Raw genomic sequence first — 15,160 nt, 5'->3', positions numbered from 1 at the left:
CAATGGCTGCCGCACCGGCTGCCAGAACGGCCCCACCAATAACCAGACCGGCCAAAATCGCAAGAAGTCGTTTGAACATAATTACAAATAGGCTTTCGGAAGAAAGCGGATTATAACGTCTTGTGAGAATGAGCAAGACAAACATTGACCGCGATGGTGCAAAAACTGTCGCACTAGACCTTTTCGGGGCCTTAACTGATGCTATCCGACAAATTACGGTTCGGGACAGATTGGCTGGATCAGCTTGGATTGGGGAAGTCCAAGAGTGTTCCCTTGCTCGGTCTTGATATCAGCACCACGTCCATCAAGCTAGTCGAGCTTTCCAGATCCGGCAAGAATTATCAGATTGAGCGTTACGTCATAGAAGCCCTGCCCAAGGAAGCGGTTTCCGAAGGCAACCTGGTCGATATCGAAGGTATTTCCGAGGCGGTGCGCAAGGCCTGGAAGCGTCTGGGCAGTCCGATCAAGAACGTCGCCATCGCCATTCCCACCTCGATGGCGATTTACAAAAAACTGTTGGTACCGGTCAGCCAGTCCGAAGACATGGAAGGCATGATCGAATCGGAAGCCAACCAGATCATTCCCTTCCCGCTGGAAGAGGTGAATCTGGATTACCAGGTGCTGGGGCCCTCCAGCAGCAGCCTGGATGATCTGGAAGTACTGCTGTGTGCTGCCCGCAAGGAAAAAGTGGAAGAACGGGTGGCCGTGGTGGAAATGGCCGGCCTGCGCGCCCAGCTGGTGGATGTTGAGTCATTTGCCATGATGACCGCTTTCGAGCAGATCCAGCAGCAATTGCCCGATCACGGCATGAATCAGACATTCGCGCTGTTTGATATCGGCGCCACCAAAATTCATTGCAACGTCATCCGGAATGGCCAGCAGATCTACTATCGCGAACAGGTTTTTGGTGGACAGCAACTGACGCGTGACATCCAGCGCCGCTACGGCATCAGCTTTGACGAAGCCGAAAACGGCAAGCGCAGCATGGCCATGCCGGATGGCTACGAATCGGAACTGATGCATCCCTTTGTCGACTCGCTGGCGCAGGAAATCCAGCGAGCGCTGCAATTTTTCTACACCACGGTCAGCGTGTCGCAATACCTGCGCGTGGACTACATCCTGCTGGGTGGAGGCTGCAGCATGCTGCCGGGCCTGGATGACGCGGTGGCTTCCCGCACCCAGATCAGCACCATGATCGCCAATCCGTTCACCTCCATGGTGCAATCCAGCTCGATCCGCCTGAAAGAACTGTTGCTCGATGCACCGGCACTGCTGATTGCCTGCGGTCTGGCCATGCGGAGGTTTGACTGATGATACGCATCAACCTCCTGCCGCACCGCGAGCAGAAAAAAGCCGCCCATCGCCTGCGTTTCCAGTTATTACTGGGCTGTGCGGTGGCTGCCGCCCTGCTGATCATCGGTATCAGCTATTTCGTGCTGGACGCCCGCCAGTCGCGCCAGGATGAACGCAATCAGTTCCTGCAAGCGGAAATCACCAAGCTCAACCAGCAGATCAAGGATATCGGCATGCTGAAAAAGCAGCGCGACGACCTGCTGGCGCGCAAACAACTGGTGGAAAGACTGCAGCAAGGGCGCAATGACGCCGTGCATGTGTTCGACCAGCTGCTGCGGCAGACGCCGGATGGCATCTATCTCAAGAGCTTCAAGCAGAGCGGCAACACCTTCTCCTTCTCCGGCTACGGCCTGTCCGGTGCGCGGGTATCCAACTACATGCGCACCCTGGCGCAATCGCAGATCTTCAACGAACCACAACTGATCGAGGTGAAGTCGGCCGTGGTCAATAACCAGCGCGTCAGCGAGTTCAGCCTTACCAGCACGCTGAAACTGCCGGCTGCCGCCAGTGCGCCAGCCAGCCAGGTGGCAGCGCAGGGAGCCAAGCCATGACCCTAGACGAGTTCCGCAATCTCGACCCCAAGGACATGCCCAACTGGCCACTGCCGGCACAGCTGGTCGTGCTCACCTTCATGGCCGGGGTTTTTCTGTTTCTGGGCTATTTCTTTGTGCTGAGCGACCAGATGGACAAGCTGAACAACGCCCATCAGCAGGAAGAACAACTCAAGCAGACTTTCATCGACAAAAAGCGCCAGGCCATCAATCTGGAAGCCCTGCAACAGCAGCTGAAAGAAATCCAGCTGTCGTTTGGCGCACTGCTCAAGCAACTGCCTACCAAGGCGGACATGGACGCCCTGCTGACTGAAATCAACCAGGCCGGCATCGGCCGCGGCCTGCAGTTCGAGTTGTTCCGCCCCAACGGTGAGGTCAAAACGGCGGAAATGGCGGAGGTCCCCATTGCCATCAGACTGACCGGCAGCTACTCCGACCTGGCGGCTTTTGTCAGCGATGTGGCGCAACTGTCGCGCATTGTCACCATTGGCGACATCAGCCTGACACCAGGTCAGGGCAAGGACGCCGCGCGCATGACGATGGAAGCCACAGCCAAAACCTATCGCGCGCTCGAACCGGAAGAACGCATGGCCGCGGCCCAGCCGCCGAAGAAGTGAGAGTGAAATGACACTGAAACCGACTCTCGCCGCCCTGCTGTGCCCACTGCTGCTCAGTGCCTGCGGCGCTGGCAACACCGACGACTTGCGCGCCTGGATGCAGCAGGCCAGTCAAGGCCTGCGCGGGCAGATCGACCCCTTGCCCCAGGCACAGGCCTACCAGCCCTTTGCCTACAGCGCCTTTGACCTGCCCGATCCATTCAACCCCATCAAGCTGCAAATGGCCAAGAAACAGAACGCGGCCAATGCGCCGGACTTCAAGCGGCCACGCGAACTACTGGAAAACTATGATCTGGACAAGCTGAAGATGGTCGGCCTGCTCAAGCGCAACGGCATCAGCTATGCACTGATCCGCACCCCGGAAGGCAGCATCTATCGCGTGCAGCCGGGCAACTTCATCGGCCCCAACTTTGGCCAGGTCAAGCGCATCAGCGATACCGAACTCGTGCTTTCCGAGACCGTGGAAGATCTGAACGGAGAATGGGTACAACGCGAAACCAGCATGTACCTGGATGAACAAGGGCAGAAATAATGAAAAACCATTCAATCAAACTGTTATCCGGGCTGGGTCTGTCCATCGCGTTTTCCGTTGCCCATGCCGCATCCATTACGGCGATCGACGTAGCCCAGAGCGATGGCGACAGCCAGTTGCTGCAAGTCACCTTCGATGGCCCGGCCATCAAGCCCAACAGCTTCGCCATCGCCAATCCGGCACGGGTTGCCTTCGACTTTGCCGACACCCAGGTCAAGCTGCCAAAGAATTTCGTCGATCTGGGCAACCCCATCATCAAGTCTGCCGTGGCGGTGGAAGCCAATGGCCGCTCGCGGCTGGTGCTGAACCTGGCCCACAATGTGAGCTACAGCACCACCCTGTCCGGCAACAAGCTGCTGGTCCGCATCGGCAACAGCATGACGCCGGTACAGCAGAATGCCACTTCGCAGGAACAGGCTCCCGTCAACAGCACGGCTGCCAGTGAAGCCACGGCCCAGGCCACCGTGGCCACCACTCCGCTGGGGCTGGACTTCCGCCGGGGCAAGGGCGGTGAAGGCCGGGTGGAAATCACCCTTCCTGCCGCCAATACGCCGGTGGATGTACGGCGCGACGGCAAAGACCTGGTACTCGACGTGATGAGTGCCAATCTGCCGCGCACCCTGGAGAAGCGCATGGATGTCAGCGACTTCGCCACCCCGGTGGACAAGGTGATCGCCAGCAATCAGGGGCGCAACAGCCGCATTCTGATCCAGCCACAAGGCGACTGGGAGTTCTCCTCCTACCAGACCGAACGCAAGCTGGTGGTGGAAGTACGCAAGGCCGTGGTGGAAAGCGCCAGCAAGAACGAACTGAACAGCAAGCCACAATACAAGGGCGACAAGCTGTCGCTCAATTTCCAGAACATCGAAGTGCGCACGGTCTTGCAGGTGATTGCCGAATTTACCGGCCTGAACATTGTCACCAGCGACTCGGTCACCGGCAATATCACCCTGCGCCTGAAAGACGTGCCATGGGACCAGGCACTGGACCTGATCTTGCAGACCAAGGGACTGGACCAGCGCCGCAACGGCAACATCATCAATATCGCCCCGCGTGAAGAACTATTGGCGCGCGACAAACAGATACTGGAAGGCAAGCAGCAGCTGACGGCACTGGAGCCGGTACGCTCGGAAACCTTTGTATTGCGTTATCGTTCGGCCGAGGACTTCAAGAAGATTCTGGACGGCAGCAGTACCACCAGCGGTACCAACAATACGGCCAATAACGGACTGCTCTCTTCGCGTGGCAGTGCGCTGATCGATCCGAAAACCAATACGCTGATCATCAACGACACGCAAAGCGTGATCGACAAGATCCGCGATCTGATCATCAAGACTGATATCCCGGTCAAGCAGGTACTGATCGAAGCACGCATCGTCGAAGCCACCGATGACTGGAGCAAGAGCCTGGGGGTGAAGCTCAATGTGGCCAGGGCAGGATCCGGCTTCAGCCTGGGCGGTAGCGTTGCCGACGCCATCACCAGCCACAATATCGGCACCGGTGCCACCACCGGCACCATTCCGCTCAATTCCGGGGTCAACCTGGGCTTGTCCGGCACCTACAACTCCATCGGCGCAGTGTTTGGGGCCGGCTCACGTGCCGCCATCGGACTGGAACTGGATGCAATGGAGAGCGGCGACAAGGGCAAGGTGCTGGCTAATCCACGGATCATGACTGCCGACCGGGTGGAAGCCAGCATCGAACAAGGCACGGAAATCCCCTACCAGGAGGCCAGCTCCAGCGGCGCCACCTCGGTTTCGTTCAAAAAGGCCAACCTTAGCCTGAAGGTGACCCCGCAGATCACCCCCGACAACCGCGTGCTGATGGAAATCCAGATCAACAAGGACACGGTCAACAGCACCCTTATCGTCAACAGTACCCCGGCCATCGACACCAAGGTAGTCAAGACGCAGGTGATGGTGGAAAACGGTGGCACCGTGGTGATTGGCGGCATTTATCAGCAGACGCTGGACAACACCACCAACAAGGTTCCGCTGCTGGGTGACATCCCCTTCCTTGGTGCGCTGTTCCGCAGCAAGGTGGAGAAGAACAACCGCACGGAGCTGCTGGTTTTCATCACCCCGCGTGTGGTGGAAGACCTGAACCTGCAAAACCGCTGAGAACGAACCCGGGCAAGCGATTTTGTCGTCGGCCCGCGCAGACAGACCCAGCCTGCATCAGCTACAATGCCTGCCATGGAGAACATGGCAGGCAATTTTTTTCTTGTCGGGCTGATGGGCGCCGGCAAGACCACCGTTGGCAGAGCCCTGGCGCGCAAGACCGGCAAAACCTTCTACGACTCGGATCATGAAATCGAGGCGCGCACCGGTGTTCGCGTTGCCACCATATTCGATATCGAAGGCGAGCTGCGCTTTCGCGACCGGGAAAGCTCGGTCATTGCCGATCTGGTCAGAATGAACAATATCGTGCTGGCCACCGGTGGTGGTGCAGTACTGCGGCCGGAAAACCGCGCCGAACTGGCCCGTCACGGTGTGGTGATCTATTTGCGGGCATCCATCGACGACCTGCTGGCCCGCACCATGCACGACAAGAACCGTCCCCTGCTGCAAATTGCCGATCCGCGCGCCAAGCTGCAAAGCCTGCTGGAACAGCGCGACCCGCTGTATCGCGAAGTGGCCGACATCGTGGTCGATACCTCGCAGCAAAACGTCAACCTGCTGGTCAGCCGCCTGCTCGATCAGCTGCATCACATCCCAGCCAAGACCTGACCCATGATCACGCTCGACCTGACCTTGCCGGACACCCGCTACCCCATTCACATTGGCCACGGACTGCTCGATCAGGTCGAACTGATCCTGCCCCACCTGCCCATCCCGCAGGTGGCCATCATCACCAATGAGGTCGTCGCCCCGCTCTATCTGCAGCGTCTCACCCAGCAGCTGGAACAGCATGGCGTCCGCACCATTCCGGTGGTGCTGCCGGATGGAGAAGAGCACAAGAACTGGCAAACGCTGAACCTGATCTTCGACGCACTGCTGGCTGCCAATGCCGAGCGCAAGACCACGCTGATTGCCCTGGGTGGCGGCGTGATCGGCGACATGACCGGCTTTGCCGCTGCCTGCTATCAGCGCGGTGCCCCCTTCATCCAGATTCCCACCACCTTGCTGGCGCAGGTGGACTCCTCGGTGGGAGGCAAGACCGCCATCAACCACCCGCTGGGCAAAAACATGATTGGCGCCTTCTACCAGCCCAGACTGGTGCTGGCCGACATGGACCTGCTCGCCACCCTGCCGGAACGCGAACTGTCCGCCGGCATTGCCGAAATCATCAAATACGGCTTGCTGGGTGATATCGACTTCCTTGGCTGGCTGGAAGCCAATATGGACCAACTGCGTGCACGCGACCCGGCTGCGCTGCAATACGCCGTACGCCGTTCCTGCGAAATGAAAGCCGAGATTGTCGGCCAGGATGAAAAGGAACAGGGCGTACGTGCCCTGCTCAACCTGGGCCACACCTTCGGCCATGCCATTGAAGCCGGCCTGGGCTATGGCCAATGGCTGCATGGCGAAGCAGTAGGCGCCGGCATGGTGCTGGCCGCCGCCGCCTCGCAAGCCCTGGGCTGGCTGACAGAGGAGGACGTGGCCCGCGTGCAGGCCTTGATTGCGGCAGCCGGCCTGCCAGTACGCAGCCCGGACTTTGGCGCAGCAGAGTGGCTGCGCCACATGGGTCACGACAAAAAGGTCGAAAGCGGCGTCATCCGCTTTGTGCTGCTCAAGAAACTGGGGCAGGCCGTCATCCAGCCCGGACTGCCGGCCCCCCTGCTGGAGTCGCTGTTCCACAGCCCGCATATCGACCCGACACTGGCACTGCAGTAAGCCACGCCCGCCCGGAACAGATAAAACCTTTACGCCATTAAGGAGTTCTACGGATTGCGGTGAGGTGCGGCTACCCGAATAATCGACTGCATAATTCAAGCAGAGAGAGAATCTCGGAGGGAAGCCCAGGTGGATGCCATTACCGCATTGACGGCCAGTTTCGGCCTGATGAGCACTTACTACCTTGCCCGTCAGCTGTGGCGCAAGGCGACATATAAAAAGCCGCGCGCCCGTGGCATCGACCCAGTGGGCGAAGCCGAGGTTTTCCTGGCTTATGGCCGTAGCGCTGATGCGGTGCGGGTCCTCAAGGACGCCATGAAGGACGAGCCGCACAATCTGTCGATCAAGGTCACGCTGCTGCGAGCCTATTCCTCCGAAGGCAATGGCAAGGCCTACTGCCGCCTTGCGCGGGACATCCAGGCCCAGGTGAAGGATCAGCCGGTATGGCGCACCATCCAGGAGGCGGGCCGCCAGCTGGCTCCGCAGGACCCCCTGTTTGCGGCCAAGGCCTGATACGCGCGCTGCCAGCATCATGAAAACAGGCTGCCTCACGGCAGCCTGTTTTGTTTACCCGGCCACTCACATCATCAGACGGCCCCGGCCTCGGGCTCCCGGAACTGCAGACTGTGCAAGCGGGCATACAGCCCATCCTGCAACATCAATTGCTGATGACTCCCCTGTTCCGCCACCCGCCCCTGATGCATCACGATGATGCGATCGGCGTTTTCGATGGTGGACAGGCGATGGGCGATGACGATGGTGGTGCGATTCTTCATCAGGTTCTCCAACGCCGCCTGCACCAGCCGCTCCGACTGGGTATCCAGCGCCGAAGTCGCTTCATCCAGAATCAGCAAGGGGGCATTCTTCAGCAGGGCACGGGCAATGGCCAGACGTTGACGCTGACCGCCAGACAATCGCACCCCGTTTTCACCAATCTGCGTGTCCAGGCCCTGCGGCATGGCCTCAATGAACTCCAGCGCATTCGCCGCACGCGCCGCTTCGATGATCTGCTCACGACTGATATTGTCGCGTGCACCATAGGCAATGTTTGCTGCCACGGTATCGTTAAACAGCACCACATCCTGGCTCACCATGGCGATGTGATGGCGCAGATCAGCCAGGACGATGTCGTCCAGCGCAATGCCATCCAGAGTGATCCGCCCGGACAAGGGCTCGTAAAAACGCGGAATCAGGCTGACCAGCGTGGTTTTTCCGCTGCCGGAAGAGCCCACCAGCGCCACGGTTTCACCCGAGTTCACCTCCAGGCTGACCTGCTGCAACACATCGCGTTCGGCATTCGGATAGCGGAAGGACACCTTGTCAAAACGCAGGCGCCCCTGAGTTTGCGGTAGACGGCGGGTGCCATGATCCGGCTCGCCCGGTTCGTCCAGGAAAGTGAACACACTTTGCGCCGCCGCCAGGCCACGCTGCATGGCCTGGGAAATGCCGGTAATCCGTTTCACCGGTGCAAACAGCAGCATCATGGCGGTAAGGAAGGACATGAAGTCACCCGCGGTGAACGAACCATGCTGGGCGCGCAAGGCAGCAAAATACAGAATGGCGGCCAGCGCACAGGCAATCATCAGCTGGGTCACCCCGGTATTGGCCGAACTGGCGGCGCTCTGCTTCACCCCGTTACGACGGATGGCCTGCGCCGCCTCGTTAAAGCGGCTTTCTTCGTATTCTTCGCCACCATAAACCTTGATCACTTTCTGACAATCCACCCCCTCGCCCAGAATCTGGGTCAGGTCTGCCATGTGCTGCTGATTCTCCAGCGCCAGGCCACGCAGGCGTTTGGCCACCATGCGCATGCACACCGTCACCACCGGCATCACCACCAAGCAGATGATGGTCAGCTGCCAGTCGATATACAGCAGCCAGGCCAGCAGGCTGACCGCAGTCACCCCGTCTTTTACCGTGACGGTGATGACATTGAAACCCGCCTCGGTCACCTGGTTGACGTCAAAGGAAATACGCGACACCAGACGGCCGGACTGATTGTCGGCGTAATACGGCACCGGCAGACGCAGCATCTTGGCAAACATTTGCTGGCGCAGGGTTTGCACCAGATGCCCGGCCAGCCAGCTGGAGGTGTATTCGTTGATGAAACTGGTGATGCCGCGCACCAGGAATACCCCGACGATGGCCATCGGCACCCAGACAATGGCCTTCGGGTCCTTGTTGACAAAGCCGCCGTCAATCAACGGCTTCATCAGGCGGGCAAACGCCGGCTCGGTCAGGGCGGCAATGGTCATGGAGACCAAGGACAGGGCGAAAACCTTCCAGTACTGGGCCAGATAACCCAGCAGGCGGCGGTAGATGGGCCAGCTATGTTTCAAGTTGATAGTCCAATCGGTTCAATGTGATACGGCCAGCAGGCCGGAAAGCCCGCTCAAGGCCATGATCTGCTGCAGATTGCTGTCCGGAGCAAAGCGTTGCCGGACATCAAGCGCACCGGCTGCCGCCATGGCACGCTGCTGCGGCATGGTATCCAGCGCACTGGCAATCGCGTCGGCCCAGGCCTGAGCGTTGCCAGCCTCCACCAGGGTGCCGGTCTGGCCATGTGTTACTGTTTCTGGAATGCCGCCGGTATGGCTGGCCAGTACCGGGCAATGCAAGGCCAGCGCTTCGATCTGCGACATGCCCAGCGGCTCGTAAGTGGATGGCATCAGCAGCAGGTCGGCCCGCCGATACAGCGGTGCCACCGGAGAGACCACACCGGCCAGCAGCACACGCTGCTGCAAGCCCAAGCGCTGGATTTCGGCTTCGATGTCTGGTCTGGCCACCCCATCACCGGCCACCAGATAGCGCCAGTACGGATGGCTGTCACGCAAGATATGCATTGCTTGCAGGATGGTCAGATGCCCCTTTTCGCCGCGCAGCATGGCAGCATGCAGCAGCACCGGGCGGTCATCTGCCGCCAGCCAGCTGGCGATATGAGGCGGCACCACCTGATCAACGGCGGCATCCAGCCCGACAAAGTCTATCCCCGGATACACTACGTGGATGCGCTCGGGCCGGATGGCCGGATTCTGCAGCAAGGCATCACGCAGGTACTGACTGGGCACCATGGTGGCATCCACCAGCCGGTTATACGACCATGCAGACGGCTTGCCCGGCTGATAGGTACGCGAACGCAGCAAGAACGGGCGGCGCCATACCAGGCGCGCGGCGATGGCCAGATTATTGCTGTCATGCCCGCTGTGGCAAATGGCCAGGCGCGGCTGATGCCGGCTGATCCAGCGTCGCAAAATGCCAATGGACGGCAGGTGCAGGCTGTTACGGAAACGCACCGGCAACACCGACAGCCCTTGTTGCAAGGCCACCTGCTCTACCCGGCTACCAGGACGGCAGGCCAGCATGGTGCGCAGGCCGTGTGTCTGCATCTGGCGCATTTGCTGCATCAGTTGCAGCTCCTGGCCACCCACATTGTCGGATGACTCGGTAAACAACACCCAGTCAGTCATGATCTGTTCCTTCCGCAGCGCCAGCTGTCTGGCTGATCTGCAGCAACTGTTGCAGGGTTTGCCATGCGGCAGTCGCACTGATGGCTTCCATGCACAGGGCACGACGACATGCATTGGCACCATTGCCAAAACGGCGGAAACAGCGCAAAGCCCAGTCCACGTCGCGATGGTGCACACTGCGCTGGTTACGGCAGGGGAAGATGGCAGGCCCCACCCCCAGACAGTGATAATGCGCAAAGAAACGGCTGGCACCAAACAACACCTCGCTGCCCGGGCCAAACAGCATCAGCAATGGCGTGCCGGCTACCTTGGCCAGATGCGCCACCCCGGTATCAGGGCAAACACAGGCACGCGCGCCAGCCAGCAGCTGGCGTAACTGCAACAGGCTCAGACAACCAGCCATGCGTACATCACAGGCCGGCGGGTCGATTTCACGCAGCAGGGCATCCTCGCCCGGCCCGCAAGACCATACCACCGACAGCTGGGCCGCACGAATGGCATCTGCCAGAACCTGCCAGTGTGCCGCAGGCCAGAAGCGGGTAGCCGAGCTGGCCCCCACATGCAGCACGATGTAGTTATCCGGCAAGTCGGGCAGGCTCTGCGGCGGCATGGGCCAGTCTTCCACGCGGTAGGGACGAGGCTCCGGCCCCTCTATCAAACACGCAGCAGTATCAGTCCACGCTTCAGGCTCTTGCGCATAGGGTACTGCCTCATCCAGCAGCCAGTTCTTGTGGGCGGGTTGTTCACCGGCGAAACCGACAATCCAGCGCGCCCCGATGGCCCGTGCCAGATAACTCAGCCGGTTTTCGCCCATCAGCAACACCAGGTCAAAGCGCGGCATGGCAAACAATTGGCATATCGAGGCAAAGTTGCGGATATGCCAGCCAAAGGCCCGCACACCATAAGGTTGACCTGCATACAATGCGGCCTGACCGGGTGGGCAGGCCATGACAATATCGGCCAGCGGATATTGTTCGCGCGCCTTCGCCAGCAAGCTGGTCGCCATCAAGGCATCACCCAGCAGAAACTGATGCAGGATCAGGATGCGACTGACCTTCGCCGGCTGCGGTTTGCATCGCCGCCATTGAAATGGCAGGCGCAGCAGCAAGGACAGGAATATCAGCGCCCTGCCCGGAAAACGGCTCTCCCTCATCTTTCCCGCCCCACTGAGTCAATCAATATTTTTCTTGCCGCTGGCTTGTAGCAAGCGGCTATACAAAGACATCATTTGTTCCACCATATGCTGCTCGGTCTGCACCAGCACACGGGCACGGGCTTGTTCGGCCATCCGGGGCCACTGCGCCCTTGCCGCCAGCCAGGCGCCAACATTGTGCTGCCAGGCCACAGCATCCTGTGGCTGGGCCAGCCAGCCGGTCACTCCCGGCGTCACACATTCGCCCCCACCACAGCGAGTACTGGTGAGCACCGGCAAGCCGCAAGCCATGGCCTCGGCCACCACCGAGCCAAACGGTTCGTACAGCGTGGGCAGGATGAAACCATCAGCCATGCCGTAATGACTGAGCACATCTTTTTGCGGGCCGGTGAAATGTACACGACCGGCCACGCCCAAGGCATGGGCGAGTTGCCGGTATGCCGCCAGCTTCTTGTCGCCCCCCACCACCACCAGGTGCACCTCCGCATGCGGCACAATGGCACGGATAGCTTGGGCCACGCCCTTGCGTTCGAACCCTGAGCCGACGTAGACCAATACCGGTGCATCAGCGGCAATACCATATTGTTCACGCAGAGCTGCACGACGCTCACGCGCTGCCGTTGGATTGAAGCGCACGCAATCCACGCCATTATGGATCACCACGCACTGCTCCGGCCTGACCGGGAAGCGCTGCAAGACATCCTGCTTCACCATTTCGGAAATGCAGATCACCGCACGCAGGTCCGGATGACTGAACATGGCACGCTCCATGCGCAGCATGAAATGGTGATAGGGATTGCACCAGACCGACAGCTTGTGCCACCAGCCTTTACCCACGGCACGAGCATCCAGCCAGGCAGCATGTACACCGTCGCCGGCACGGAACACATGGCAGCCGGGAATGCGCTCGTGCGACTGCACCAGATCCGCGCCGACCCGCTTCCATGCCCGCTGGGCGGCGCGGGCGAAGCCCCAGTCGCGCCAGATGCTACCCAGATAGAAAGGGTTGACGCGGCAGACCGCCACGCCATCCAGTTGTTCCCAATTGCGATTGATCAGTACCGGCTCCAACGCAGACTGATGTTTGAGTTGGCCTAGAATCGCACTGACGATACGCTCGGCACCACCGGCCGGATTGTATTTCTGCCGGATGATGGCCAGCCGGGTCATGCGCTTTCTCCCAGTACCACATCCACCGCATCCAGCACTTGTTGCAGACTGATCAGGTTCAGGCATTCGCTGTTCCAGCCGCCACCGCAACCGGCATTGCCACAGGGCCGGCAAGCGACCTTGGCGGCCACCACCCGATGCGGCACTTGCCACGGCCCCCACTCGATGTCGCCCGATGGGCCGAACAGTGCCACACAAGGCGTTTTCATCGCTGAGGCGATGTGCATGGGCACCGAATCCACCCCGATATACAGGCGGGCATGGTCGATGGCTGCCGCCAGTTCCTTCAGGGTAAGCTGCCCCGCCAGGCTGGCGACAGGGCTGGTCAGACGCGACTGGATATCACCCAGCATGGCCATTTCATCCGGACTGGGGGCGGCAGTCAGCAGTACCTTGAGTCCGCGTTGCTGCAGGGTGTTGATCAGCGCTGCCATGTTTTCCACCGTCCAGCTTTTGAACAGCCAGCGTGAGGTGGGGTGGACCAGAATGTACTGCCCGGCTTGCAAGCCTTGTTGTTCCAGCTTGGCCGCCAGCGTGGCCTCGGCATTGTGGCCGGGAACCAGCGTCAGTACACGCTGCTCAACTGAGGGATACACACCAATGCGGCGTAGCGCATCCAGATGGATTTCAATGGTATGGCGGCGGTTGCCCGGCACCTGCAAGTAGCGGTGGGTAAAGCTGTTGCGAAACAGCTTGCCATAGCGGCCATCCGGCCCCACCGACCAGCGCGGTGACAGCAGGCGCACCAGCCAGGCCCCGCGCTTGTGTTCGGTCAGGGTGATGACCAGGTCGTAACGACGCTGGCGCAATTGGGTCAGCAAGCCCAGTTCGGCCTTGCACTGGCCGAACAAGCCCAGCTTTTTCCAGTTGCGGTCGATAGTGTGCAACTGGCTGATGGCCGGATGCAGGCTGAGCATTTCCTGCGTGTCGCGATAGACCAGTGCATCGATTTCCAGATGCGGAGCCTGCTGCTTCAGCACGGTAAATACCGGAGAAGTCAGCAGGACATCCCCATGATGGCGCAGTTTGATGACCAAGACGCGCCGTACCTGGTTCAGATCGATGGAGTCGTTAAGCATAGATAAGGTAAAAAAAGCCGGATCAGGCATCCGGCTCGACATTCAGCAGTTGCAAAAGATCGGCGATTTTATCAGGGTCTTCGGATCGAAGCATGCGCCCCGCAATGGGCGCGATATCGTCCAGATGGGTGTTGAGCACCATGCGTTTCACCGCCAGCAGGCTGGCCGGATGCATGGAGAACCTGCGCAGGCCCATGCCCAGCAGCAGGCGGGTCAGGCGCGGGTCGCCCGCCATTTCGCCGCATACCGACACCGGCACCCCACCCTTGATGCCGGTGCGGATGGTATGCAGGATCAGCTTGAGCACGGCCGGATGCACCGGGTCGTACAGGTGGCTGACCGAATCGTCGTTACGGTCGATGGCCAGGGTGTACTGGATCAGGTCGTTGGTGCCGATGGACAGGAAATCCACATGCTTGATGAAACTGCCCACCACCAGCGCGGCGGAGGGGATTTCGATCATCGCCCCCACTTCCACCTTTTCATCGAATGGCAGGCCTTCTTCGTGCAGCTCCTGCTTGGCGTAATCCAGCTGGGCAATCGACTGCTTGAGCTCGCCCAGCGAATTGAGCATGGGGAACAGGATCTTGACCTTGCCGTAATGCGAGGCACGCAACAGCGCGCGCAACTGGGCACGGAACATCAAGGGTTCGGCCAGACACAGGCGGATGCCAGTCAGGCCCAGCGCCGGGTTATCGGCCACATCGTGGTTCAGCCACTTGGGATTCTTGTCGGCCCCCAGGTCCATGGTGCGGATGGTGACCGGCAGGCCTTTCATGTCTTCGGCCACCTTGCGGTAAGCCTCGAACTGTTCGTCCTCGGTAGGCAGGGTGTCACGGCCCAGAAACAGGAATTCGCTGCGGAACAGGCCGACGCCCACCGCACCGGACCCCTTCACCACCTCCACATCCTGCGGCAATTCGATATTGGCCAGCAGTTCGATCACCGTGCCATCTTTGGTTTTGGCATCGGATTTGCGGATGGACGACAGCTTGCGCTTGGCATCGCGCCAGGCACGCTGGCGGCGACGGTATTCGCTGAGTACCAGCTCATCCGGGTTGACGATCAGCACACCCTGCTGACCATCGACGATGATCTGTTCTTCTTCGCGGATCAGCTCGCGTGCGTGGTGCAGCGCAATGACCGAGGGCAGGTCGAGGCTGCGCCCCAGAATGGCGGTATGCGAGGTGGCACCGCCGACGTCGGTGACGAAGGCGGCGAAGTTGGAATCCTTGAAATACACCATGTCGGCCGGCGACAGGTCGTGCGCCACCAGAATGGTATCGTCCAGCAGATCGCCGGGAGCCGGCAATTGCGGGGCGTGGCCGTCCAGGTTCTTGAAAATGCGTTCCACCACCTGCAGCACATCGTTTTTGCGCTCGCGCAGGTAGTCTTCTTCGAT

At 60.1% G+C, this 15,160-nt stretch carries 14 protein-coding genes; 8 read left to right on the top strand and 6 right to left on the bottom strand.

Translation table 11 applies throughout. The features are described 5' to 3' along the window. Positions 1–273 precede the first annotated feature (273 nt). The 8 genes from JHD64_RS06170 to JHD64_RS06135 all read left to right on the top strand — a co-directional run bounded on the left by JHD64_RS06170 (position 274) and on the right by JHD64_RS06135 (position 7,402). Positions 274–1,311, top strand: a complete 1,038-nt coding sequence (locus JHD64_RS06170) for a pilus assembly protein PilM (protein WP_233170362.1) — start codon at positions 274–276, stop codon at positions 1,309–1,311. Continuing rightward, positions 1,311–1,904, top strand: coding sequence for a PilN domain-containing protein (locus tag JHD64_RS06165; protein WP_059284436.1), 594 nt, complete (start codon positions 1,311–1,313; stop codon positions 1,902–1,904). Before JHD64_RS06170 ends, JHD64_RS06165 begins: the two co-directional genes overlap by 1 nt. Further along, positions 1,901–2,521, top strand: a complete 621-nt coding sequence (locus tag JHD64_RS06160) for a type 4a pilus biogenesis protein PilO (protein ID WP_059284435.1) — start codon at positions 1,901–1,903, stop codon at positions 2,519–2,521. The genes JHD64_RS06165 and JHD64_RS06160 overlap by 4 nt, the downstream gene beginning before the upstream one ends. Positions 2,522–2,528: 7 nt before the next feature. Then, on the top strand, positions 2,529–3,053 hold the full coding sequence (locus JHD64_RS06155) for a pilus assembly protein PilP (protein WP_059284434.1): 525 nt from the start codon (positions 2,529–2,531) through the stop codon (positions 3,051–3,053). Continuing rightward, on the top strand, positions 3,053–5,173 hold the full coding sequence (gene pilQ, locus JHD64_RS06150) for a type IV pilus secretin PilQ (protein ID WP_199052611.1): 2,121 nt from the start codon (positions 3,053–3,055) through the stop codon (positions 5,171–5,173). Before JHD64_RS06155 ends, pilQ begins: the two co-directional genes overlap by 1 nt. A gap of 66 nt (positions 5,174–5,239) precedes the next feature. Further along, positions 5,240–5,782, top strand: a complete 543-nt coding sequence (gene aroK, locus JHD64_RS06145; RefSeq protein WP_110313454.1) for a shikimate kinase AroK — start codon at positions 5,240–5,242, stop codon at positions 5,780–5,782. Between the two features lie 3 nt (positions 5,783–5,785). Next, positions 5,786–6,889, top strand: coding sequence for a 3-dehydroquinate synthase (aroB, locus tag JHD64_RS06140; protein WP_199052610.1), 1,104 nt, complete (start codon positions 5,786–5,788; stop codon positions 6,887–6,889). 129 nt (positions 6,890–7,018) lie between these two features. Continuing rightward, a complete protein-coding gene (locus JHD64_RS06135) occupies positions 7,019–7,402 on the top strand; it encodes a FimV family protein (protein WP_239688495.1) in 384 nt (127 codons plus the stop codon). Between the two features lie 74 nt (positions 7,403–7,476). Here JHD64_RS06135 and msbA read toward each other — a convergent pair whose 3' ends face one another. The 6 genes from msbA to ptsP form a co-directional block, all read right to left on the bottom strand. Further along, positions 7,477–9,228 (bottom strand): lipid A export permease/ATP-binding protein MsbA, encoded by a 1,752-nt coding sequence (gene msbA / locus JHD64_RS06130; protein WP_233170361.1) that lies wholly within the window; start codon positions 9,226–9,228, stop codon positions 7,477–7,479. Positions 9,229–9,246: 18 nt separating this feature from the next. After that, the gene (locus JHD64_RS06125) at positions 9,247–10,356 is read right to left on the bottom strand and encodes a glycosyltransferase (RefSeq protein WP_199052609.1); all 1,110 of its coding nucleotides are present in this window, start codon (positions 10,354–10,356) and stop codon (positions 9,247–9,249) included. Then, entirely contained in the window at positions 10,349–11,509 is a 1,161-nt protein-coding gene (locus JHD64_RS06120; protein WP_199052608.1) for a glycosyltransferase family 9 protein, read from the bottom strand. Before JHD64_RS06120 ends, JHD64_RS06125 begins: the two co-directional genes overlap by 8 nt. 18 nt (positions 11,510–11,527) lie before the next feature. Further along, the gene (locus JHD64_RS06115) at positions 11,528–12,679 is read right to left on the bottom strand and encodes a glycosyltransferase family 4 protein (protein ID WP_199052607.1); all 1,152 of its coding nucleotides are present in this window, start codon (positions 12,677–12,679) and stop codon (positions 11,528–11,530) included. Then, positions 12,676–13,758 (bottom strand): putative lipopolysaccharide heptosyltransferase III, encoded by a 1,083-nt coding sequence (gene rfaQ, locus JHD64_RS06110; protein WP_199052606.1) that lies wholly within the window; start codon positions 13,756–13,758, stop codon positions 12,676–12,678. The genes JHD64_RS06115 and rfaQ overlap by 4 nt, the downstream gene beginning before the upstream one ends. Before the next feature lie 22 nt (positions 13,759–13,780). Next, on the bottom strand, positions 13,781–15,160 hold a 1,380-nt coding region (gene ptsP, locus JHD64_RS06105; RefSeq protein WP_199052605.1), incomplete at its 5' end, for a phosphoenolpyruvate--protein phosphotransferase.

The sequence above is a fragment of the Aquitalea sp. ASV15 genome (assembly GCF_016429115.1).
GTDB classification, from domain to species: Bacteria; Pseudomonadota; Gammaproteobacteria; order Burkholderiales; family Chromobacteriaceae; genus Aquitalea; species Aquitalea magnusonii.
The sequence above is the reverse complement of the archived record's forward strand: the minus strand, read 5'-3'. Positions and strand labels throughout refer to the sequence as shown.